The sequence below is a fragment of the Streptomyces sp. NPDC044061 genome (assembly GCF_056434305.1).
Genome location: NZ_JBWKFL010000013.1, coordinates 114,560 through 133,966 on the forward strand (window position 1 = coordinate 114,560; position 19,407 = coordinate 133,966).

Genomic DNA, 19,407 nt, shown 5'->3' on the forward strand with positions numbered 1-19,407 from the left:
GGTGACAGGGGCGAGTGACGCCCAGCGACGACGAGCGTCCGCTCGGCGCGGAAGGCATTGCGCAGGGCGAGCCCACGCTCAGGACGGGCCGGGCGACGGCACCTGATCGACGCGCTGGGCCCGCAGCACGGCGCCCAGGCGGTCGTGGGCGCCCAGCTTGCGGTAGATGTTCTCGACGTGCTCGTGCACAGTGCGGACCGAGATACCGAGCCGGCGGCCGATGGCGTCCGCGGCGAGTTCTTCCTCGTCCGGCAGGCCGAGCTCGCGGTAGCCGGGGACGGTGGCCACGATCGTCGTCTTTGCGCGGTGCACGGTGCCGGCGGTGTCAGTGACGGTCCTGATGTCCCCGATGGGTCGAGCCTGACGATGTCGTAGTCGACCATCTCTGCGCCGAACTTCTCGGCCTGCGTCCGCATGTTGTCATCAGGTCCGGGCCTTCCGATGCCTTTGGACAAGCCACGGAAGTTCTCGACCTCGGTTGTCGTAGTGAGCGCACCGCCCGCGAAGATCTCGCCGCCGAAGACGAGCGGCTTGAGTTCGACGCGGGCGGTGTAGAGGACAGAGGTGCGTGCGGCGTGGCCAGAACCGACGACGAGTAGAGCTTGTCGGTGAGCAGAGTCGCCCACCGTCCCTTCGCCCGGCAGATCCACATGCCGTGCCCGTGAAGCTGCCTCACGGGCAAGATTCGGCGCAGGAGGATGCTTGGCAGGCGGGACGTGACCTGCCCGCTCGTGCGGCCTTTCCGGACACGGTGATGCCGCAGCAGACCCTACTTCCACCCGCCCAGTGCCGAGTCTCGTGGCTCCATGACATGGTCTGCGGCTGGCTCACGCCAGGCTGGGGGCGCATCGGAGTGGGCGAGGCGGCATCTGGTGCCCGGGCTGGGGGCGGACGCAGCACACGATGTCGGCACCGACTGCGACGGAGACGCGGGTGTTGCCCAGTGCCAGGCCGCCAGGACGCGTTACGCGCTGCGTTTGTGGAGACCCGATAACCAGGGGCTGCGGTCAGCATGGTTCCGAAGAGGGTGTGCTTCAGCGCCCGCCGAGGAAGGGCGATCCGTCGGCGACTCACGGCGCGAGCTCGAGGACGCGGTGGTGGGAGGGACACAGGAAGTGCGGGCGGAGCCCCCCCAGAGAACTGACTGCCTGTCAGTAGAGTCAGCATTGGGTCAGCATCAGTCCGACCGAAGCTGACTACGGCTGGCGAAACTTGCACTTCGAGGTGGAGTGGAACGAGTAGCGTGAAGGTGAATTGCTCACGCGATCTGGGTGAACCGGGCGGTGTGTGCTTCTCCTCGCTCGGCTATGTGTGTGCCGGGCTAGAAAATACCAGCTCAGCGAACTCGACCCCGCGCCTTCAGCGGCACAGGCGGCAGCTCTGGCGCTGGCAACGGATCCCCGTCGTACCCCTTCACTTCCCCAAATCTCGACCCGCTCATCCAGTCCTCCTGGGCCTGTTTGATATCGTCCTGCGTACGCCCGACGAAGTTCCACCACATGATCAGCTCCTCGGCGAACGGCTCGCCGCCCAGCAGCATGATCCCGGCGTCCGACTCGGCGCGCAGCGGCAGTTCGGTGCGGCCGCAGCCGAGATAGAGCATAGAACCCGGCAGCACCGGCACCCCGTCCACGTGCACCTCGCCGGACATGGCCAGGACGCCGTACTCGAAGTCCGGTTCGAGGGGCAGGCGGACGTCGGCGCCCCGGGCGAGCGCGAGGTCCGCGCCGACGATCGGGGTGAACGTCGTACCGGGCGAGGATGATCCGTCGAGGTCGCCGAGGATCACGGTCGCGGTGAGGCCCGGTGCGGCGACCGTGGGCAGGTCGGAGTGGTACTCGAACCCGGGGTCGGTGTGACGGTGCTCGTCGGGCAGCGCGACCCACAGCTGGGCACCGTGCAGGAAGCGGGCGTGCGGCCGGGGGCTCTCCTCGGAGTGGCTGATCGCCCGGCCCGAGGTCATCAGGCCCAGCTGCCTGGGACCGATCGTCTGCAGGCTGCCGGTGGAGTCGCGGTGCAGCACCTCTCCCTCGTGCAGCCAGCTGACCGTCTGCAACCCGATGTGCGGATGCGGCGGGACCTGCATGCCGGGCTCGTCGGCGATGTCGTCGGGGCCGTAGTGGTCGACGAAGGCCCAGGCGCCGATCATGCGCCGGCCGAGGTTCGGCAGCAGTCGGCGCACCTCGGTCGACTCGCCGAGCTTCACATGGCGGGGGCTCAGCAACTCGCGGACGGGTTCGGCGACGACGAATCCGCGGCCGCCGCACACACTCGGCACGGGCGCGCGGTCAAGGTTGCTCATGCAGCCCAACTTAGCGGCAGGCCGTCTCCCGTGCCGAGCGTGTGGCCGGGCGTGGTGCCGAAGGGGAACGAAGCCCAGCCCGGTTGGCCGTCAGGGCACCGGAGAACTCGGGGACGGCTCGGCCGTGGACGGGCGGACGGGGCCGGGCACCGGTGACGGAGTGCCGCTCGTCGGCCGCGGCGGGTGGGCCGGCTCGGCGGGGCGGGCGGGGCCGCCGCGAACGGTGAGGAACACCAGGGCGACCACCGCGGCGAGGGCGAGCAGGCCCATCGCGCATCGGCGTACCAGTACCAGGCGGGAGTGGACGGCCCCGGTCGGCGGGCGCAGGGGCCGCAGGTCGGCCGGGCCGACGGACCGCGCACGCGCGGCCAGCGCGGCCCGCAGCCGCTCCTCGACCGGTGTCGGCACCGTCCCGGCAGCGGACTCGTTCATCGCCGGCCCTCCAGACGTCGGCCCAGGGCGTCCAGGGCCCGGCTGGCCGTGGACTTGACGGTGCCCCGGGACAGCCCGAGCGTCGCCGCTATCTGGGCCTCGGTCAGATGCGACCAGTAGCGCAGCACCAGCACCTCGCGCTGACGCGGGGTCAGCGTCCGCAGGGCCGCGAGCACCTCTCGGTGCTCCTCGTGGAGCAGCACGTCCTCCTCCGGCGGGGGTGCGTGCCGCTCGGGTTCGGGGGTGTGCGCCCGTACGGTCCTGCGCCGCCGCAGCACCGAGCGGGCCGCGTTGACGACGCTGGTGCGCAGGTACGCCTCGGGGTCGTCCAGCGAGCCGAGCCGGTGGCCGTGGCGGCGGAACAGCGCCGTGAAGGCGTCCTGTACGACGTCCTCGGCCGTGGGCAGGTCGTCGACCAGCAGCAGCGCCAGACGCACCAGGGACAGCCGGCGGTGGTGGTACAACTCCTCGATTCCGGCGGGGGGTTCGGGTACGTGCAGTGCCTGTGCGCCGGCACCTTCGCCGGGGCCGGACGGTGCCGGGTCGGCCGTCGTGCCGGCGTGCAGGCGCGCGAGGACGCGGGTCCGCAGGGCACGGCCCAACGTGCGTCAGGGCGGGGCGGACTCCGGGGCGCCGGGACGGAGCCAGGGCAGGGCCGCCGGTGGTGTCGCTGTCGTCATGGGTCTCCCGGCCGGCAGTGCGGGGAGCCGCGCCGGACGGCTCCCCGCACACCAGCATGCCTCAGTGGTGCTGCGGAACCGGCGAAGGCGTGGCGTACCCGGTCGCGGGGACCGGGCTCGGCGACGCCGCCCGGTGGCCGTGGTGCCGTGCCGGTGCGGGCGCCGGGCCGGCCGGGGCCCGGCCCTCGGTGGACGGGACCGGTGAGGGCGTGGCCGGCACGGGCTCGGGCGTCCCGGGCACGGGCTTCGGCGTGCCCGGGTGCGTGGGAGAGGGCAGGGGTGCGGGACCGCCCGGGTGCGTGGGCGCCGGCGCGGGGGTGGCCCGGCGGGAGGGCGACGGCACCGGCTTCGGGCTCGCCGTGCGGACCGGGGACGGCACCGGTGACGGCGTGCTGGTGGCGCCGGGCCGGGACGCGGGGTGTGTGTCGCTCTGGACCGCCTGGGCGGTCACGGTGCCGCCGACGGCCAGGGCCGCGCCGACGGCGGAGACCCCCAGGACGGCGCGCAGCCCGCGGATGCGGCGAGGACGGGGGACACGGTGTGCGGACATGGGTTCCTTCGGTCGCTCGGGTCGGACATCGGTCGAAAGTAGGGGGCCTCCACCCCGACAGACGTCCGGCCCCGGGCGAGGTTGCGGGCGGCGGCCGACCAGTTTTCCGCACGGGCGTCCGACCCCGGGCGACCTCACTGGCGACGGCCGGTCGATGTCCCGCACGTGTGACCGGCCGCCGCCCGGCGGTGCCGCCCGGTCAGCCCAGCTGCTTCAGCAGTTCCTCGGCCACCGGCGCCGAGGAGGCCGGGTTCTGGCCGGTGACCAGGTTGCGGTCGACGATCACGTGCGGTGCCCACGGCCCGGCCACGCGCACGTCGACGCCCGCCTCGGTCAGCCGGTCCTGGAGCAGCCACCTGGCCCGGCCGGCGAGCCCGCCCTGCGTCTCCTCCTCGTTGGTGAAGGCGGCCACCCGGCGCCCGGCGAACGCGTTCGAACCGTCGGCCCGCACCGCAGCGAGCAGCGCGGCCGGACCGTGGCAGACCACCGCCAGCGGCTTGCCCGAGTCGACGGCCGCGACCAGCAGCCGTCCCGAGTCGGCGTCCACGGCCAGGTCCTCCATGGGGCCGTGCCCGCCGGGGTAGAACACCGCGGCGAAGTCGCCGACGTCGACCTCCGCGAGCTTCACCGGCTCCCGCAGCTCGGTCATCTCCTCCAGGGCGCGGGCGATCTCGTCGGCCCGCTCCTGGCCGCCGTTGACCTCCGCTGCGAGGCTCGCCCGGTCGACCGGGGGCAGCACGCCACCCGGCGTGGCCACGACGACCTCATGACCGGCGGCCTTGAAGGCGCGGTAGGGGACCACGGCCTCCTCGGCCCAGAAGCCGGTGGGGTGCGGGGTGCCGTCGGCGAGCGTCCAGTGGTCGGCACCGGTCAGTACGAAAAGGATCTTCGACATGGGTCTTCTTCTCCCGGAACTTGCGCTTGTGAGGAGAACGTAGGCGACTCCACCCATAGGGAACCAATGCAGTCACGTATGGCAGACATTGGATCTCCTATGGGTCGCGGGGGCGGCGGTCCGGTGAATACTCGGCCTTGTGGACACCCCTTCCCTCGACCTGAACCTCCTGCGCACCTTCCTCGCGGTCTACCGCTCCGGCTCCTTCACCGGCGCCGCCCGCCTGCTGGGCCTGTCGCAGCCGACGGTGACGACGCAGATGCGCACGCTGGAACGGCTCAGCGGCCGGGAGCTGTTCGAACGGCTGCCGCGCGGGGTCGCCCCGACGCCGGTGGCCGACGAACTGGCCGCACGGATCGCGGTGCCCCTGGACGAGCTGGCCGTCGTCGCCGGTCCCGATCCCCTGGAGGGCGCGCGCCCGGAGCCCGTCCACCTCGCAGGGCCCGCCGAGTTCCTGTGCACGAAGGTGGTGCCCGCCCTGACTCCGCTCGTCGTCGAGGGCGTACGGCTGCGGGTGGCCACCGGACTGACCGATCCGCTGCTGGAGGAACTCCGCGCGGGCCGCCACGACCTGGTGATCGCCACCGCCCGCCCGCGCGGCCGCGCGCTCCACGCCGTGCCGCTCGCCGACGAGGAGTTCGTCCTGGTCGCCGCCCCCGTCTGGGCCGAACGGCTGACCGGCCGGCTGCCCGTCGAGGGACCGGCGGCCCTGCACTCCGTGCCCCTGATCACCTACGCCGAGGACCTGCCCATCGCCCGCCGCTACTGGCGGCACGTCTTCGGCCGGCGCCTGACCCGCACCGCCGCCGTCACCCTGCCCGACCTGCGCGGGGTGCTGGCGACGGTGGTCGCGGGCGCGGGCTTCGGAGTGCTGCCCCGCTACCTGTGCGAGGACCCGCTGGAGTCCGGTGCTCTCGTGGCGCTGCTGGAGCCGGAGGACCCGCCGATCAACACGGGTTTCCTGGTCCAGCGTCCCGGCGCCTCGGACAACCCCGACGTGGCCCGCGTCCGCGAAGCCCTGCTGACGGCGGCACGGGCCTGGTAGGCCCCGCGGTCAGGGCCGGGGGGCCGGTCCAAGCCGCTCCGCCACGTCGTGCACCGCTCCGAGGTGGGCCGCCAGCCGGGGCGGGGCGTCAACTCCGGCCAGCAGTGCGGCGACACGCTCGGGGAGCGGTCGTAGCGGCGGATCGGTGGTGTCGTCCGTCGCGATCGACACCGGGCTCGTGGCTGTCACCGTGCCAGCGTAGTCACCGCGGGACCGGCTCGGTACGTCTCCCCCGCCTTCAGGCGGGGGAGCCTTCAAGCCCCCTCCAGCCGCCACTGCTGGGAGACCGCGTCGCTCACCGTACGCTGCACCACCGCCGCGCCGTTGGCGGTGCCGTCGACGTCCAGGGCCTTGCCGCTGTTGCGGTTGACGAGCCGTTGGTAGCCGTCGCCGGCGGGCTGGAGGGTCCACTGCTGGGTGTCGGTGCCGTTGTGCGTCCACTGGTTCAGGGCGGTGCCGTCGGTGGTGGAGGAGCGCGGCACCTCCAGCACCTTGCCGCTGTGGAGGCAGGTCAGCTTGGAGCGGCCACCCGAAGTCGTGGTGATCCAGCGCTGGTTGGCGCCGGTGTTGGGGGTCCAGGCGATCACCGCGGCGCCGTCCGCGGTCGAGGCGCCGCTCACGTCCATCGCCCTCCCCGTCGCGCGGTTGAGCAGCCGGAAGGTGCCGCTCGGCGAGGGTGCCGCGACCCGCTGCGCGCCGCGCAGCACATTGCCCTCGGTGGTGAGGTAGTTGGTGGTGTAGTCGAAGCGCGGCGAGCCCGACCACAGCAGGTAGAAGTACTTCATGTTCTCCGAGAACCAGTAGCCCGGCGTCAGATCGCCCTTGGTGGTGGGCGTCGTCGTCATGTCCGACACGACCGTGTAGCCGTTCGCGACCTTGCAGTGGGTCTTCTGCGCGTTCCAGAGCCACCCGGCGCGGTCCCGGTAGACCTCCTTGCCGGTCAGCAGCCACAGGAACAGCGCCGAGTCCGCGTACTCGGGACGCAGTTGGTACTGGGTGCTGGTGGCCGCGAGCGTCGTGTAGTCGATCGTCTCCGGCGGCAGTTTGAACCGTCCCAGCGCAGCCGCCCACGAGGAGTGGTACGACTCGCCCTCGCTCATGTTGCCGCCCTGCCCGAGCAACCCCGCGTAGAAGGCGGACAGTTCGGACTGGCCGCGACCGGTCACCGTCCCGCTGTTCATGTCGGCGGACCGGAACCACAGCCGCCCGTCGTAGGTCTCCCCGAGGCGCTGCAGGACGGCCGTGGTCAGGGTGCGGTACCAGCCGCGGATCTCGGTGTCGCCGAAGAACTGGTAGGCGTCCCACAGGTACTCGAAGTAGGAGTCCACGGGCGGGTCGACCCGCGCGGTGGTGTCGGTCCAGGCGCCGGTCTCCACGTTCAGCGTCGTGCCGACGAGGTTCAGCGCCGAGCGCCGGTCGTACGGTGCCTTGAGGGCCTTCTTCGCGGCGTCGAAGTACCTGTGGTCGCCGGTCAGCTGGGACAGCCAGCCCAGTTCGGTGATGTTGCTGCCGATCTCGGCGAGCGGCACCTGGTTGCCGCTGACCGCCCCCGTGCGCAGGTTGACGTACCGGTACGGGGCCCCGGTCGGTGACGAGGTGAAGGCGGGCAGCAGCCGGTCGGCGAGGTCGCGCGCCTTCGTCAGCAGGACGCTGTCGCCGGTGCAGTGGTATCCGGAGAGGAGCCCGCCGACCAGCCGGATGATCGTCTCGAAGACGTGGACGCTCGCGTCGCGGTCGAAGTCCAGGTTGCCGTTGATCCAGGCGACGGCGGCGTCCAGTTCGCCGTCCAGCTCCATCAGGAACAGGGTGTCCAGCGACTCCACGATCGTCAGCCCCAGGGGCACTCCGTTGATGAAGAACTCCGAGCCGGTGCCGCTGACCGGGCGCAGTTCGTCGCGGCCCCAGGTCAGCCGCCGGTAGGCGGTCCACGCGGTGAGGAACTCCTGGCGCACGTCCTCGGCGAGCGCGGGGTCCGCCGGCCCCGGCGCGGCGGCCGCCCGTGCGGCACCGGGTCCGCCGAGCGCGCAGAGGGCGCCGGCCGCCCCGACGGCGGTGCGCAGCAGGGCGCGTCTGGTGAGCCGGGTGCTCGCGAGGCCGGCCGGGGAGCCGGGAGTGGGGGGTGTCGCCATGGCCATGAGAAGGGGGCCTCCGTCCGGGGCGTGTCGACAACGTTGTCTCGACGGGTGGGTGGCTCACGGTGCGGTGCGTTCGGAGCGTGGGGGCGAACGGGCGTCACGGCGGCGGCTGTTGGCGTGCGGACGCGGGTCGGCCGACGGTGCGGGGTCGCGCAGGTGGCAGAGTCTGCAGAGCGAGCATGGGCATGTCAATACCATCAGCGGAACCCGCGGAGCTCACGGCGCGCCCGTGGCCGGCCAGGGTTCACCCGAATGGCGGCACCGGGGGGCTGGGCCGAGGATGGACGCGTGGGGTACGGTCACCGCCGCAGCGCCGGTGCCGTCCGAGGCCGCCGGGGGACGGAGGCCGACCCCGGCCGCGGTGAGCGGCCGGAAGGGAGGACACCGTCATGCTGGAAGTGAAGACGGTCGACAAGCCGGACGAACGGCGCGACTTCCCCCGCGGCCACCTCGAAGCCCTTCACCTGACCGGGCTCGACTTCGCGGTGGGCACGTTCGAACCGGGCTGGCGATGGTCGGAGTCCGTGGCACCGATCGCGGGCACCGCGAGCTGCATGGTCCACCACAACGGCTTTGTGGTGCAGGGGCGGATGCACCTGCGCATGGACGACGGCGGCGAGGGCGAGGTCGGCCCCGGCGACGTCTTCGTGTGCCCGCCCGGCCACGACGCGTGGGTGGTGGGCGACGAGCAGGTCGTGGTGTACGACTTCGCCGGCATCATGGCGAAGGAGTACGCCAGGAAGCCGTAGCGCGGCGAGCCGTCCGTCTCCGCGTGCCACCGGGTCGCACACCGTGCGGCCCGGTGGTGTGTCCGGGCGGCCGAGGTCGTCAGCCGTCGAGGGTGACGGCGCCCTCCTCGGCGTACGCGACGGCCTCCGCGTGCCCGAACAGGCCGGGCAGCCCGCCGGTGTGCACGAACACGGTCTTCTCGCCCCGCCGTACGTCACCGTCGCGGACGGCGGCGATCAGACCGGCCAGCGCCCGGCTGGTGTAGAGGGGGTCGAGGACGATCCCTTCGGTGCGGGCGGCCAGCCGCAGGGCCTCGGCCGCCGCACCGGTCAGTGTCGCGTAGCCGTCGCCCACCTGGTCCCGGCGCACCCGCAGCCGGTCCGCGGTGACCTTCCCGGTGGTGTGCGGGGCCGCGAACTCCTCGACCGCGGCGGCCGGATCGGCCAGCGCGCCCACGTCGACGCCGAGCACCGCCTCCGTGCCGAGCGCGGCGACCAGCCCGGCCATGGTGCCGCCCGAACCGAGCGCGACCACCGCCGTCCGCAGGTCCGGCACCTGCTCGCGCAGTTCGTCCGCGCACCGCACATAGCCGCGCGCGCCCAGCGCGCTGGAGCCGCCGAACGGGATCAGGGCCGGACGGGCGCCCGACTCCCGCAGCCGCGCGCACACCCCGTCCGCCGCCACGTCCAGTCCGGCCCGGTCCACGTCGCCCGCCCAGACCAGCCGCGCCCCCAACAGGCCGTCCAGGGCGAGGTTCCCCGAACGCGACCCGCCCGGTGAGCCGCGCAGCACGAGGACGGCGGACAGACCCAGCCGGGCGGCCGCGGCGGCCGTCAGCCGGGCGTGGTTGCTCTGCGGGGCACCCGTGGTCACGAGGGTGTCCGCGCCCTCGGCCAGCGCCGCGCCGACCGTCCACTCCAGCTTGCGGACCTTGTTGCCGCCGCCTCCCACGCCGGTCAGGTCGTCCCGCTTGATCCACAGGTCCTCCGGGCCGAGGCCCACCGCGGCGGCGAGCCGGGGCGCCGGTTCGACCGGCGTGGGGAAGGCGGCGAGCTGGACGGGCGGGTGGCTCATGTCGTACGTCCTCGGGTGCGGGCGGATGACGGGCGCGGGGCGGCCGGTCGGTGCCCAGTCGACCATGCCCGGCCGCCCAGGGTCACACGGGCAGCAGCCGGGCGACCAGCGCGCCGAGCTGCCGGGCCGTGCGGCACTCGTGCATCTCCACCAGCTCGGCGTAGTCGGGCGCCGCCGAGTCGCCGGTGCCCCACTGGGTGCGCGGCTCCGGGTTCAGCCAGTACACGCGCCGGGCGCGCCGGGCGACCTCGCGGACGGCGGGCAGGTTCGGGTCGCTCATGTTGGTACGGGCGTCCCCGAGCACGAACACCGTCGTGCGGGGGCCGACCGCGGCGCCGTAGCGCTCGGCGAACTCGCCGAGGGCGACGCCGTAGTCGCTGCTGCCGTGCCAGCCGGTGAGCGTGGCCTCGGCGCGGATCCGGGCGCCGAGCCCGTCCGGGTCGGCCCGGCCGTGACCGAGCAGGTCGGTCACCTCGTCGAGGCGGTTGACGAAGGCGAACACCCGGATCTTGCTGAACTCGTCGTGCAGCGCCTGCACCAGCAGCATGGTGAAGTCCGCGAAGCCGGACACCGAGCCCGACACATCGCACAGCAGCACCAGTTCGGGCCGGGCGGGACGGCGTCTGCGCCGCACGGGCCGCATCGGCACCCCGCCCGTCGACAGCGAGGAGCGCAGGGTGCGACGCAGGTCGACCGTGCCGCGCGCGGCCCGGCGGCGGCGCGCGGCCAGCCGGGTCGCGAGCTTGCGCGCCAGCGGCTGAACCGTCCTGCGCAGCTCGGCGAGCTGGTCCCGGCCCGCGTACAGGAAGTCCACCCGGTCGGCGGTCGGGGCGACGGCCCGCCGGGCGATCTCGTCCCGCCCGCGCCGCTCGGCGACCCGGCGCCGCGCCTCCGTCGCGACCAGTCCCCGGAATGCCTCGATACGGCGCCGGATCTCGTCGTCCAGCAGCCGGTCCGCGAACCCCGCGCCGCCGTCCCGGCCCCGGACGTCGGCCCGCACCCGGGCCAGCAGGGTCTGCGGGCGGAGCCGGTCCAGGGTCTGGTACGCCGACCAGCCGTCCGCACCCGGTGAACTCCCGTACCCGCCGAAGCCGTCGACGGCCTCCGCGGCCAACCGGGCCAGCACCGACCGGTCGTCGGCGGCCAGCGCGTCCGCGATCCGGTCGCGCAGCTCCGCCCGGTCCGCGCGGCCGCCGTCCGGGGCACCGACGCCGCGCGGGAAGTACAGGTCGAAGACGGGGTCGAACACCGCCCGCTGTCCCGCGCCGTGCAGCAGGGTCGCGGCCAGCCCCTCGCGCAGCAGCTCCCGGTCGGCGAGCCCCAGCTCCCGCGCCGCCAGGGCGGCGTCGACGGTCTCCCCGGTGCCGATCCGTACGCCGTGCGCGCGCAGTGCGCCCACCAGGCCGGTGATCCGCTCCTCGACACCGCTCACAGCGCGTCCAGATCGAGCTTGGCGGCGGCCTTCTGCACGTCCTCCTGGTGCTTGAGGATCACGCCCAGGGTGTCCCGTACGACCGTCTCGTCCAGCGTGCCGGCGCCGAGGGCCAGCAGGGTGTGCGCCCAGTCGACGGTCTCCGCGATCGAGGGCACCTTCCGCAGGTCCATCGCGCGCAGCGCCCCGACCACCCGCACCACCGATTCGGCCAGGGCCTCGCCGAGCGCGGGCACCTTCAGCCGTACGATCCGGCGCTCCAGCTCCTCCTCGGGGAAGCCGATGTGCAGGAACAGGCAGCGGCGGCGCAGCGCCTCGGACAGCTCGCGTCCGGCGTTGGAGGTGAGCACGACGAAGGGGCGGCGGGTGGCGGTGATCGTGCCCAGTTCCGGGACCGTGACCTGGAAGTCGCTGAGCACCTCCAGCAGCAGTCCCTCCATCTCCACGTCGGCCTTGTCGGTCTCGTCGATCAGGAGCACCGTCGGCTCGTCGCCGCGGATCGCGGTCAGCAGCGGGCGGGGGAGCAGGAACTCCTCGCTGAAGATGTCGGTGCGGGTCTCGTCCCAGTCCTCGTCGCGGCCCGCGCTGATGCGCAGCAGTTGCTTGGCGTGGTTCCACTCGTACAGGGCCCGGGACTCGTCGACGCCCTCGTAGCACTGCAGTCGTACCAGCCGTGCCTCCGCGACCTGGGCCACGGCCTTGGCCAGCTCGGTCTTGCCGACCCCGGCGGGGCCCTCCACCAGCAGCGGCTTGCCCAGCCGCGCGGCGAGGAAGACGGTCGTGGCGACCGCGGGCGAGGCGAGGTATCCGGCTTCGGCGAGGCGGGCGGAGACGTCGTCGACGGATGTGAACACCGGGGCCTCCGGGTGGGTCGTGAGCTGCGTTCGAGCACCTATCTAAGCGCTTGTTCACCCCGCTTGTCACGGGATTCCCGGGGCCCCGAGCAGACCCCGAGCGTGCAAACCGATCGGTTTCCGACCATCCCGGACGCGGTAACCTCGGCGTATGGCCACCACGGACAAGGCGTCCCCCCGCGACCGGCTGCTCGACGCGGCCTCCCGGCTCTTCTACCGCGACGGCGTCTCCATCGGCGTCGAGGCGCTGTGCCGGGCCGCCGGCGTCTCCAAGCGGTCGATGTACCAGCTCTTCGACAGCAAGGACGAGATGCTCGCCGCGAGCCTGGAGCGGCGCATCCCCTGGTACGAGGGCCGGCTGACGCCGGCCGACCCGGACTCCGCCACGCCGCGCGAGTGGATCCTGTACGTCTTCGAGCAGCTGGAGAAGGCCTCCGTCGACCCCGACTACTTCGGCTGCCCCTACCTCGCCGTGCTGGTCGAGCTGAAGGACCCCGAGCACCCGGCGAGCGAGGTCGCCCGCGCGGTCAAGGAACGCCTGGAACTGGGCTTCCGCACACAGGCGGAACGGGGCGGCGCGCGCGACCCGGAACTGCTCGCCCGCCAGCTCATGCTGGTCTTCGACGGCGCCGGCGCCCGCGCCGGCGCCCGCGTGGAGCACCTGGACGACGGACTCGCCACGGCGACCGCGACCGCACTGCTGGACGCGGCCGGACTGCGCCAGGCGCATTGACCTCGAGCGTTGTTGACGCCGGCCCGGCGCCCCCGCACCCCCGGACGGTCCACCACAACGCGCCGCCCCGCTCGGCCGCCCGGTGCAATGGACTCGTGACCGCGCCCCCGGACGACTGCCTCGCGCGCAACGAGTGGATCTGCGGCGCCTATCTGAGCACGCGCCGCCAGATCCTGCTCGACGCGGTCGTCCAGCACCTCCAGCTGACGGCGGTGTCGGTCCTCATCGGCCTCGCGCTCGCCCTGCCGCTGGCCGTGCTGGCCCGCCGCTGGACCTTGGCGGCCGGCCCGGTCCTCGGCGTGACGACGATCCTCTACACCATCCCGTCCCTGGCGATGTTCTCCCTGCTCCTGCCCCTCTACGGCCTCTCGGCCTCCCTGGTCGTCGCCGGGCTCGTGCTCTACTCCCTCACCCTGCTCGTGCGGAACATCCTCGCCGGGCTGCGCGCGGTACCGCAGGAGACCCGGCAGGCCGCGCGCGGCCTCGGCTACGGTCCGGTACGGCTGCTGCTCACCGTCGAACTGCCCCTGGCGGTGCCCGCCGCGATGGCCGGACTGCGCATCGCGACCGTCTCCGCGGTCTCCCTGGTCACGGTCGGCGCGATCGTCGGCTTCGGCGGCCTCGGGAACCTGATCTACGCGGGCATGAACACCTACTTCAAGGCCCAGGTGCTCACCGCCTCCGTGCTGTGCGTACTGATCGCCGTCGCCGCCGACCTGCTCCTGCTGGGCGTGCAGTGGCTGATCACCCCCTGGGCGAGGGCGGCCCGCGCATGAACACCCTCGGCGCCACCTGGGACTGGCTCACCGACCCCGCCCACTGGTCGGGCGACGACGGTGTCCTGCACCGGCTGTTCCAGCACCTGGTGCTCACCGTGGTCTGCCTCGTCATCAGCTGCCTGATCGCGCTGCCCGTCGCGCTGCTCCTCGGCCACCTCGGCAGGGGCGGCGCGCTCGCCGTCAACATCTCCAACGTCGGCCGGGCGGTCCCCACCTTCGCGGTGCTGGTCCTGCTCCTGCTGACCCCGGTCGGCAAGTGGGGCGAGGGCCCCGCGGTGGTCGCCCTGGTGCTGTTCGCCGTGCCGCCCCTGCTCACCAACGCCTACGTCGGCATGCGCGAGGTCGACCGGAGCGTCGTCCGGGCCGCCCGGGGCATGGGGATGACCGGGGCGCAGACGCTGTTCCGTGTGGAACTGCCGCTCGCCCTTCCCATGGTCCTCAACGGGGTGCGGATCGCCGCCGTCCAGCTCGTCGCCACCGCCACCATCGCCGCGCTCGCGGGCGGCGGCGGACTCGGCCGGATCATCACGGCGGGCTTCAACCTGGCCAGCACGCCCCAGGTGGTCGCCGGCGCCCTCCTCGTCGCCGTGTTCGCACTGATCGTCGAGGCCGTCTTCGAGATCGCCGAACGCCTGGCACCGGCCTGGGCCCGGGGCGGCCGGTGAGGGTCCGTGCCGCGGTCGCGGTGTGCGTCCTCGCCGCTCTCACCGGCTGCTCCACCGGACCGTCCCTGGAGAACCGGGGCGAGGTCACCGCGCCCCCCGGTGACAGCCACCACCTGACCATCGGCTCGGCCGGTTTCACCGAGAGCGACCTGCTCGCCCAGATGTACGCGCAGCTGCTGAACCAGGCCGGCTACAAGACGTCCCTGATCACGGTCGCCAACCGGGAGCTGTACGAACCGGCCCTGGAGTCCGGCCAGATCGACGTCGTGCCCGAGTACGCGGCCACCCTCGCCGACTGGCTGAACGCCAAGACCCACGGCGCCGCCGCGCACCCGGTCGGCTCGCCCGACCTCGACACCACGATGAACGCCCTGCGCGGGCTGGCCGCACCCCGCGGGCTCACGGTCCTCCCACCCGGGCGCGCGGTGGACCAGAACGCCTTCGCGGTGAGCGCCTCCTACGCCCGGCAGCACCGGCTGAAGACCCTCGGCGACCTGGGCGCCGCGAAACTGAGGGTACGGCTCGCCGCCGGTGACGAGTGCGTGCAACGGCCGTACTGCGCACCGGGACTGAGGAAGGTGTACGGCATCGACATCACCGGGGTCGACCCGAAGGGCGTGGGAACCACCCAGGCCAAGCGGGCCGTGCAGGACGGCCGGGACCAGATGGTGCTCACCACCACCACGGACGCCACCCTCGACTCCTTCGGCCTGGTCCTGCTCGAGGACGACAGGCACCTGCAGAACGCCGACTACGTCGTCCCGGTCGTCAACCGCTCCCGCGCGGGCGGTCCGGGCGTGGCCAGGGCCCTGGGCAGGCTCAACGACGTCCTCACCACGGCGGACCTGGCGGACCTGAACCGGCAGGTCGACAGCTGGCGCCGACTGCCCGCCGACGTCGCCCGCACCTATCTGAAGGACAAGGGCCTGCTGAAGTGACGCCCCCGGCGACCGGCGGGCTCAGGCGTCCGCCACGGAGTCGAACGGCACCTGCCCCCGTGCCACACCACGCCGGTCCGCGTCCACCGAGCGGCGCAGTGCCTCGTGCAGCTTCGCCGGGGTCAGCACCCCCACGAAGCGCGCCCCGTCCAGCACCGCGACCCATCCGGCGTCGTACTGGAGCATCACCCCGAAGGCCTGCTTCAGCGGGGCGCCCACCGGCACCCACGCCGTCATCCGGTGCGCCAGGTCACCGACCGTGCCGCCGGCGGCCAGCCCGTCGATGCCGACCCAGCCGTGCAGATCGCCGTGCGCGTCGAGGACGACCGCCCACCGGGCGCACTCGGCCCGCAGCCGCTCGGCGGCACGCGCGGCGGGCTCGTCCAGGCGGGCCACCGGCGGCTGTTCGAGATCGTCCGGCTCGATCTCGGTGACCGACAGCCGCTTCAGCCCGCGGTCGGCGCCGACGAACCCGGCGACGTAGTCGGTGGCGGGCGCCCCGAGCACCGCTCCCGGAGTGTCGAACTGCTCGATGCGGCCCTGCCCGTACACCGCGATGCGGTCGCCGAGCCGGACCGCCTCCTCGATGTCGTGCGTGACCAGCAGCACCGTCTTGCGCACCGCGGCCTGCATGCGCAGGAACTCGTCCTGCAACTGCTCGCGCACCACCGGGTCGACCGCGCCGAACGGTTCGTCCATCAGCAGCACCGGTGGATCGGCCGCGAGCGCCCGGGCCACGCCCACCCGCTGCCGCTGGCCGCCCGACAGCTGTTCCGGGTAGCGCGTCCCGTACGTCCTCGGGTCCAGGCCCACCAGATCGAGCAGCTCTGCGGCACGGGCCCGGGCCTTCGACCGCTTCCAGCCGAGCAGGGCCGGCACGGTCGCCGTGTTGTCCAGCACCGTGCGGTGCGGGAAGAGGCCCACCTGCTGGATGACGTAACCGATCCGGCGGCGCAGCCGCACCGGGTCGACCCGGGCGACGTCCTCGCCGTTCACGAAGATCCGGCCGGAGGTCGGCTCGATGAGCCGGTTCACCATCATCATGGTCGTCGTCTTGCCGCAGCCGGAGGGGCCCACGAGCGTGACCAGCTCGCCCTCGGACACCTCGAAGGAGAGTCCGTCCACGGCCGTCGTACCGTCCGGATACCGCTTGGTGACCTGCTCGAACCGGATCATTCCCTCACGCTAGCCGTGCCCGCCCCGGCCCGCCCGCCTCCGAACGGGCGAAGGGACGACCTCCCGGTCACGGCCGCGCCGTCACCAGGACCACCTCCAGCGTGCGCGGCCCGTGCACCCCCTCCACCCGGTCCAGCTCGATGTCACTCGTGGCCGACGGACCGGAGATCCAGGTCAACGGACGGGTGGGAGAGAGCCGTTCCAGGGCCTGGGGCACGGAGGAGACGACCTGCTCCGGGACCCGGACCACGCAGACGTGGTGGTCGGGCACGAGACTGATCCGGCGGCGGCCCTGGTCGGGGCCGCCGTCCAGCACGATCGTGCCGGTCTCGGCGATCGCCACCGCGCAGGCCGTGACCACGCTGTCCACCCGGTCCAGGTCGTGCGCCGTGCGGTCGCTCCGGTCGGCGACCCGGGTCACGTCCACCCGCGCGAGCCAGGCCTCGTCGAGACCGGGCGGCACCAGCACCTGGGCCGCCTTCCGGCCCCTCAGCAACCGGCCGATCAGGGACGGCAGTTCGCCCTCGGAGCAGCGGTGCACGATCGCCCGGTAGTCCGCTAGGTTCTCGGCGAGCAGGTCGACCGTCCGCTCGGCACCCGGGCCTCCGTGCTCGCGCAGATAGTCCCGGGGCACGGCCTCCTCGTACGGCCGCTCGTCCGGGGTCACGTCGGCGAGGGCCCGCCGCACCCGCCCCAGGATCCTTTCCCTGCTGCTCACTTGGCGCCGTCCTTTCCGCCGTTCGTGCGCTGCCACCAGTCGCGGAACGGTTCCGCGGGCACCGGCGGCAGGTCCCGGGTCGCGCTCCACGCCCGGCCCGGACCCGGCAGGGTGCGCGGATGCAGCCGGCGGGTGCGGGAGGCGAGGCGCTGGCCGGCGCGCAGTGCGCCCGGGTGCGCGAACGCCCAGCGTGCCGCCCGCATGGCCGCCCGCTCGGCCGCGTGCCCCTTGGCCGGCTTCAGCACCACCCTGTTGCCCTCCCGGACCGCCGGACCGCCCTCCACGACCCGCTCCCGCAGGTGCACCAGCACCTCGGGGATGTCGATGGCGACGGGGCACACCTCGTAGCAGGCCCCGCACAGGCTCGACGCGTACGGCAGCGAGGCGTCGATCTCGCTACCCGTGCCCCGCAGTTGCGGGCTGAGGATCGCGCCGATCGGGCCCGGGTACACCGATCCGTACGCGTGCCCGCCCGCCCGCTCGTACACGGGGCAGACGTTGAGGCAGGCCGAGCAGCGGATGCAGCGCAGCGCCTGGCGGCCGACCTGGTCGGCGAGGGTGTCCGTGCGGCCGTTGTCGAGCAGGACCAGGTGGAATGTGCCGGGGCCGTCGGCCGTCTCGGAGTCCGTCGTCCCGGTCCACATGCTCGTGTACGGGTTCATCCGCTCGGCGGTGGACGAGCGCGGGAGGGTCTGCAGGAACACCTCCAGGTCCCGCCAGGTGGGCACGATCTTCTCGATGCCGACGACCGAGATCAGCGTCTCGGGGAGCGTGAGGCACATCCGGCCGTTGCCCTCGGACTCGACGACGACGAGGGTGCCGGTCTCGGCCACCATGAAGTTGGCGCCGGAGATGCCGACCTTGGCCCGCAGGAACTTCTCCCGCAGGTGCAGCCGCGCGGCCTCGGCGAGTTCGGCGGGCGTGTCGGTCAGGCCCTCGGGGGCCGGGCGGCCCCACCCGCCCATCTCGGAGCGGAAGATGTCCCGGATCTCACCGCGGTTGCGGTGGATGGCGGGAACGAGGATGTGCGAGGGGCGGTCCTTGCCCAACTGCACGATCAGCTCGGCGAGATCGGTCTCGTAGGCCCGGATGCCCTCCGCCTCGAGGGCCTCGTTGAGCCCGATCTCCTGGGTGGCCATGGACTTGACCTTGACGACCTCCGACTCGCCCGTGGCCTTGACCAGTTCGGCGACGATCCGGTTGGCCTCGTCGGCGTCCGCCGCCCAGTGGACCGTGCCTCCGGCGGCGGTGACGGCCTCCTCCAACTGCACCAGGTAGCGGTCCAGATGGCGCAGGGTGTGGTCCTTGATCCGCCGGCCCGCCTCCCGCAGCGGCGCCCAGTCGGACAGCTCGGCGACCGCCTTGGCCCGTTTGGCGCGGATGGTGTGGGTGGCATGGCGGAGGTTGCCGCGCAGTGTCGGATCGGCGACCGCGTCGTGCGCCGCCTTCGGAAACGCCGGCATGCCGACGAACGTCCCGCTCATACCGCCGGTTCCTCCTCCGTGCTCGCCAGGATCTCGGCGATGTGCACCGGCCGCATGCCCACCGCGAGCCGGGTCATGGTCCCGCCGATGTGCATCAGGCAGGAGTTGTCGGCCGCGCACAGCACCTCCGCGCCGGTCGACTCGGCGTTGCGCACCTTGTCCGCCCCCATCGCCGCCGAGACGTCCGCGTTCTTCAGCGCGAACGTCCCGCCGAACCCGCAGCACTCCTCGGCCCCCGGCAGCTCGACCAGCTCCAGCCCCCGCACCGCCCGCAGCAGCCGCCGGGGACGGTCGCCGAGCCCGAGACCGCGCAGGCCGTGGCAGGTCGGGTGGTAGGTGACCCGGTGCGGGTAGTGGGCGCCCACGTCCGTCACGCCCAGGACGTCGACCAGGAACTCCGTCAGCTCGTACGTCTTGGGCACCACCGGCGCCAGGGCCGTCGCCAGGGTGTCTCCGCGCCCCTCGGCCCGGGCCCGTTCACCCATCCGGGGATACAGCTCCCGCACCATCGCCCCGCACGACCCGGACGGGGTCACGATCGCCTCGTACTCCCCGAAGACATCGGAGAAGTGACGGGCCAGCGGCTCGGCCTCATGCCGGTAGCCCGTGTTGTAGTGGGCCTGTCCGCAACACGTCTGGGCCATCGGGAAGTCGACCTCCACGCCCAGTCTGGTCAGCAGTTTCACCACGGCGCGGCCGGTGTCCGGATAGAGCGTGTCGTTGACACAGGTCAGGAACAGTGCGACACGCATCGCGGCTCCTCGGGGTCGGTCATCGGACGAGTGC

Annotated in this window: 20 protein-coding genes and 1 pseudogene; 6 read left to right on the forward strand and 15 right to left on the reverse strand. The window is 73.1% G+C overall.

Going from position 1 to position 19,407, the window contains the following annotated elements; genetic code table 11:
- Nucleotides 1–78: 78 nt before the first annotated feature.
- The 6 genes and pseudogenes from AC07CM_RS22220 to AC07CM_RS22245 all read right to left on the reverse strand — a co-directional run.
- A pseudogene (locus AC07CM_RS22220) lies at nt 79–243 on the reverse strand (response regulator transcription factor); the annotation flags it as partial.
- A 1,093-nt stretch (nt 244–1,336) separates the two neighbouring features.
- Nucleotides 1,337–2,302, reverse strand: coding sequence for a pirin family protein (locus AC07CM_RS22225; RefSeq protein WP_478878155.1), 966 nt, complete (start codon nt 2,300–2,302; stop codon nt 1,337–1,339).
- Between the two features lie 90 nt (nt 2,303–2,392).
- On the reverse strand, nt 2,393–2,734 hold the full coding sequence (locus AC07CM_RS22230) for a hypothetical protein (RefSeq protein WP_478878156.1): 342 nt from the start codon (nt 2,732–2,734) through the stop codon (nt 2,393–2,395).
- Nucleotides 2,731–3,234, reverse strand: coding sequence for an RNA polymerase sigma factor (locus tag AC07CM_RS22235; RefSeq protein ID WP_478878311.1), 504 nt, complete (start codon nt 3,232–3,234; stop codon nt 2,731–2,733). Before AC07CM_RS22235 ends, AC07CM_RS22230 begins: the two co-directional genes overlap by 4 nt.
- Nucleotides 3,235–3,475: 241 nt before the next feature.
- Nucleotides 3,476–3,964, reverse strand: coding sequence for a hypothetical protein (locus tag AC07CM_RS22240; protein ID WP_478878157.1), 489 nt, complete (start codon nt 3,962–3,964; stop codon nt 3,476–3,478).
- 199 nt (nt 3,965–4,163) lie between these two features.
- Complete coding sequence (locus tag AC07CM_RS22245) at nt 4,164–4,859, reverse strand: type 1 glutamine amidotransferase domain-containing protein (RefSeq protein WP_478878158.1); 696 nt, start codon at nt 4,857–4,859, stop codon at nt 4,164–4,166.
- A gap of 139 nt (nt 4,860–4,998) precedes the next feature.
- Here AC07CM_RS22245 and AC07CM_RS22250 point away from each other — a divergent pair, with 139 nt between their 5' ends.
- On the forward strand, nt 4,999–5,904 hold the full coding sequence (locus AC07CM_RS22250) for a LysR family transcriptional regulator (protein ID WP_478878159.1): 906 nt from the start codon (nt 4,999–5,001) through the stop codon (nt 5,902–5,904).
- 9 nt (nt 5,905–5,913) lie between these two features.
- On the opposite strand, the gene AC07CM_RS22255 is transcribed toward AC07CM_RS22250, so the two are convergent.
- Nucleotides 5,914–6,093 carry a hypothetical protein gene (locus tag AC07CM_RS22255; protein ID WP_478878160.1) on the reverse strand — a complete coding sequence of 60 codons (180 nt, stop codon included), beginning with the start codon at nt 6,091–6,093 and terminating at the stop codon, nt 5,914–5,916.
- A 65-nt stretch (nt 6,094–6,158) separates the two neighbouring features.
- Nucleotides 6,159–8,033, reverse strand: a complete 1,875-nt coding sequence (locus AC07CM_RS22260; protein WP_478878161.1) for a glycoside hydrolase family 47 protein — start codon at nt 8,031–8,033, stop codon at nt 6,159–6,161.
- A gap of 395 nt (nt 8,034–8,428) precedes the next feature.
- On the opposite strand from AC07CM_RS22260, the gene AC07CM_RS22265 reads away from it, so the two are divergent.
- Nucleotides 8,429–8,788, forward strand: a complete 360-nt coding sequence (locus tag AC07CM_RS22265) for a cupin domain-containing protein (protein WP_478878162.1) — start codon at nt 8,429–8,431, stop codon at nt 8,786–8,788.
- A gap of 79 nt (nt 8,789–8,867) precedes the next feature.
- Here the strand turns inward: AC07CM_RS22265 and AC07CM_RS22270 are convergent, their stop codons facing one another.
- The 3 genes from AC07CM_RS22270 to AC07CM_RS22280 all read right to left on the reverse strand — a co-directional run bounded on the left by AC07CM_RS22270 (nt 8,868) and on the right by AC07CM_RS22280 (nt 12,128).
- A complete protein-coding gene (locus AC07CM_RS22270; RefSeq protein ID WP_478878163.1) occupies nt 8,868–9,842 on the reverse strand; it encodes a pyridoxal-phosphate dependent enzyme in 975 nt (324 codons plus the stop codon).
- A gap of 82 nt (nt 9,843–9,924) precedes the next feature.
- Complete coding sequence (locus tag AC07CM_RS22275) at nt 9,925–11,274, reverse strand: VWA domain-containing protein (protein ID WP_478878164.1); 1,350 nt, start codon at nt 11,272–11,274, stop codon at nt 9,925–9,927.
- Nucleotides 11,271–12,128, reverse strand: coding sequence for an AAA family ATPase (locus tag AC07CM_RS22280; protein WP_478878165.1), 858 nt, complete (start codon nt 12,126–12,128; stop codon nt 11,271–11,273). The genes AC07CM_RS22275 and AC07CM_RS22280 overlap by 4 nt, the downstream gene beginning before the upstream one ends.
- A gap of 151 nt (nt 12,129–12,279) precedes the next feature.
- Here AC07CM_RS22280 and AC07CM_RS22285 point away from each other — a divergent pair, with 151 nt between their 5' ends.
- From AC07CM_RS22285 to AC07CM_RS22300, 4 genes are all read left to right on the forward strand, one after another.
- Nucleotides 12,280–12,861: a TetR/AcrR family transcriptional regulator gene (locus AC07CM_RS22285; protein WP_478878166.1), complete on the forward strand. Its 582-nt coding sequence runs from the start codon at nt 12,280–12,282 to the stop codon at nt 12,859–12,861.
- Between the two features lie 95 nt (nt 12,862–12,956).
- Nucleotides 12,957–13,637 carry an ABC transporter permease gene (locus tag AC07CM_RS22290; protein WP_478878167.1) on the forward strand — a complete coding sequence of 227 codons (681 nt, stop codon included), beginning with the start codon at nt 12,957–12,959 and terminating at the stop codon, nt 13,635–13,637.
- Nucleotides 13,634–14,305, forward strand: coding sequence for an ABC transporter permease (locus AC07CM_RS22295; protein ID WP_478878168.1), 672 nt, complete (start codon nt 13,634–13,636; stop codon nt 14,303–14,305). Before AC07CM_RS22290 ends, AC07CM_RS22295 begins: the two co-directional genes overlap by 4 nt.
- A complete protein-coding gene (locus AC07CM_RS22300) occupies nt 14,302–15,243 on the forward strand; it encodes an ABC transporter substrate-binding protein (protein ID WP_478878169.1) in 942 nt (313 codons plus the stop codon). Before AC07CM_RS22295 ends, AC07CM_RS22300 begins: the two co-directional genes overlap by 4 nt.
- 21 nt (nt 15,244–15,264) lie before the next feature.
- Here AC07CM_RS22300 and AC07CM_RS22305 read toward each other — a convergent pair whose 3' ends face one another.
- The 4 genes from AC07CM_RS22305 to AC07CM_RS22320 form a co-directional block, all read right to left on the reverse strand.
- A complete protein-coding gene (locus AC07CM_RS22305) occupies nt 15,265–16,419 on the reverse strand; it encodes an ABC transporter ATP-binding protein (protein WP_478878170.1) in 1,155 nt (384 codons plus the stop codon).
- Between the two features lie 67 nt (nt 16,420–16,486).
- Nucleotides 16,487–17,137, reverse strand: a complete 651-nt coding sequence (locus AC07CM_RS22310) for a LutC/YkgG family protein (protein WP_478878171.1) — start codon at nt 17,135–17,137, stop codon at nt 16,487–16,489.
- Complete coding sequence (locus AC07CM_RS22315; RefSeq protein ID WP_478878172.1) at nt 17,134–18,621, reverse strand: LutB/LldF family L-lactate oxidation iron-sulfur protein; 1,488 nt, start codon at nt 18,619–18,621, stop codon at nt 17,134–17,136. Before AC07CM_RS22315 ends, AC07CM_RS22310 begins: the two co-directional genes overlap by 4 nt.
- Nucleotides 18,618–19,373, reverse strand: a complete 756-nt coding sequence (locus AC07CM_RS22320; RefSeq protein WP_478878173.1) for a (Fe-S)-binding protein — start codon at nt 19,371–19,373, stop codon at nt 18,618–18,620. Before AC07CM_RS22320 ends, AC07CM_RS22315 begins: the two co-directional genes overlap by 4 nt.
- Nucleotides 19,374–19,407 lie beyond the last annotated feature (34 nt).

Coding starts and splice junctions, on each gene's coding strand:
- AC07CM_RS22225 (WP_478878155.1), bottom strand. CDS start 2,302: ATGAGCAACCTTGACCGCGCGCCCGTGCCGAGTGTGTGCGGCGGCCGC.
- AC07CM_RS22230 (WP_478878156.1), bottom strand. CDS start 2,734: ATGAACGAGTCCGCTGCCGGGACGGTGCCGACACCGGTCGAGGAGCGG.
- AC07CM_RS22240 (WP_478878157.1), bottom strand. CDS start 3,964: ATGTCCGCACACCGTGTCCCCCGTCCTCGCCGCATCCGCGGGCTGCGC.
- AC07CM_RS22245 (WP_478878158.1), bottom strand. CDS start 4,859: ATGTCGAAGATCCTTTTCGTACTGACCGGTGCCGACCACTGGACGCTC.
- AC07CM_RS22260 (WP_478878161.1), bottom strand. CDS start 8,033: ATGGCGACACCCCCCACTCCCGGCTCCCCGGCCGGCCTCGCGAGCACC.
- AC07CM_RS22265 (WP_478878162.1), top strand. CDS start 8,429: ATGCTGGAAGTGAAGACGGTCGACAAGCCGGACGAACGGCGCGACTTC.
- AC07CM_RS22270 (WP_478878163.1), bottom strand. CDS start 9,842: ATGAGCCACCCGCCCGTCCAGCTCGCCGCCTTCCCCACGCCGGTCGAA.
- AC07CM_RS22285 (WP_478878166.1), top strand. CDS start 12,280: ATGGCCACCACGGACAAGGCGTCCCCCCGCGACCGGCTGCTCGACGCG.
- AC07CM_RS22295 (WP_478878168.1), top strand. CDS start 13,634: ATGAACACCCTCGGCGCCACCTGGGACTGGCTCACCGACCCCGCCCAC.
- AC07CM_RS22305 (WP_478878170.1), bottom strand. CDS start 16,419: ATGATCCGGTTCGAGCAGGTCACCAAGCGGTATCCGGACGGTACGACG.
- AC07CM_RS22315 (WP_478878172.1), bottom strand. CDS start 18,621: ATGAGCGGGACGTTCGTCGGCATGCCGGCGTTTCCGAAGGCGGCGCAC.
- AC07CM_RS22320 (WP_478878173.1), bottom strand. CDS start 19,373: ATGCGTGTCGCACTGTTCCTGACCTGTGTCAACGACACGCTCTATCCG.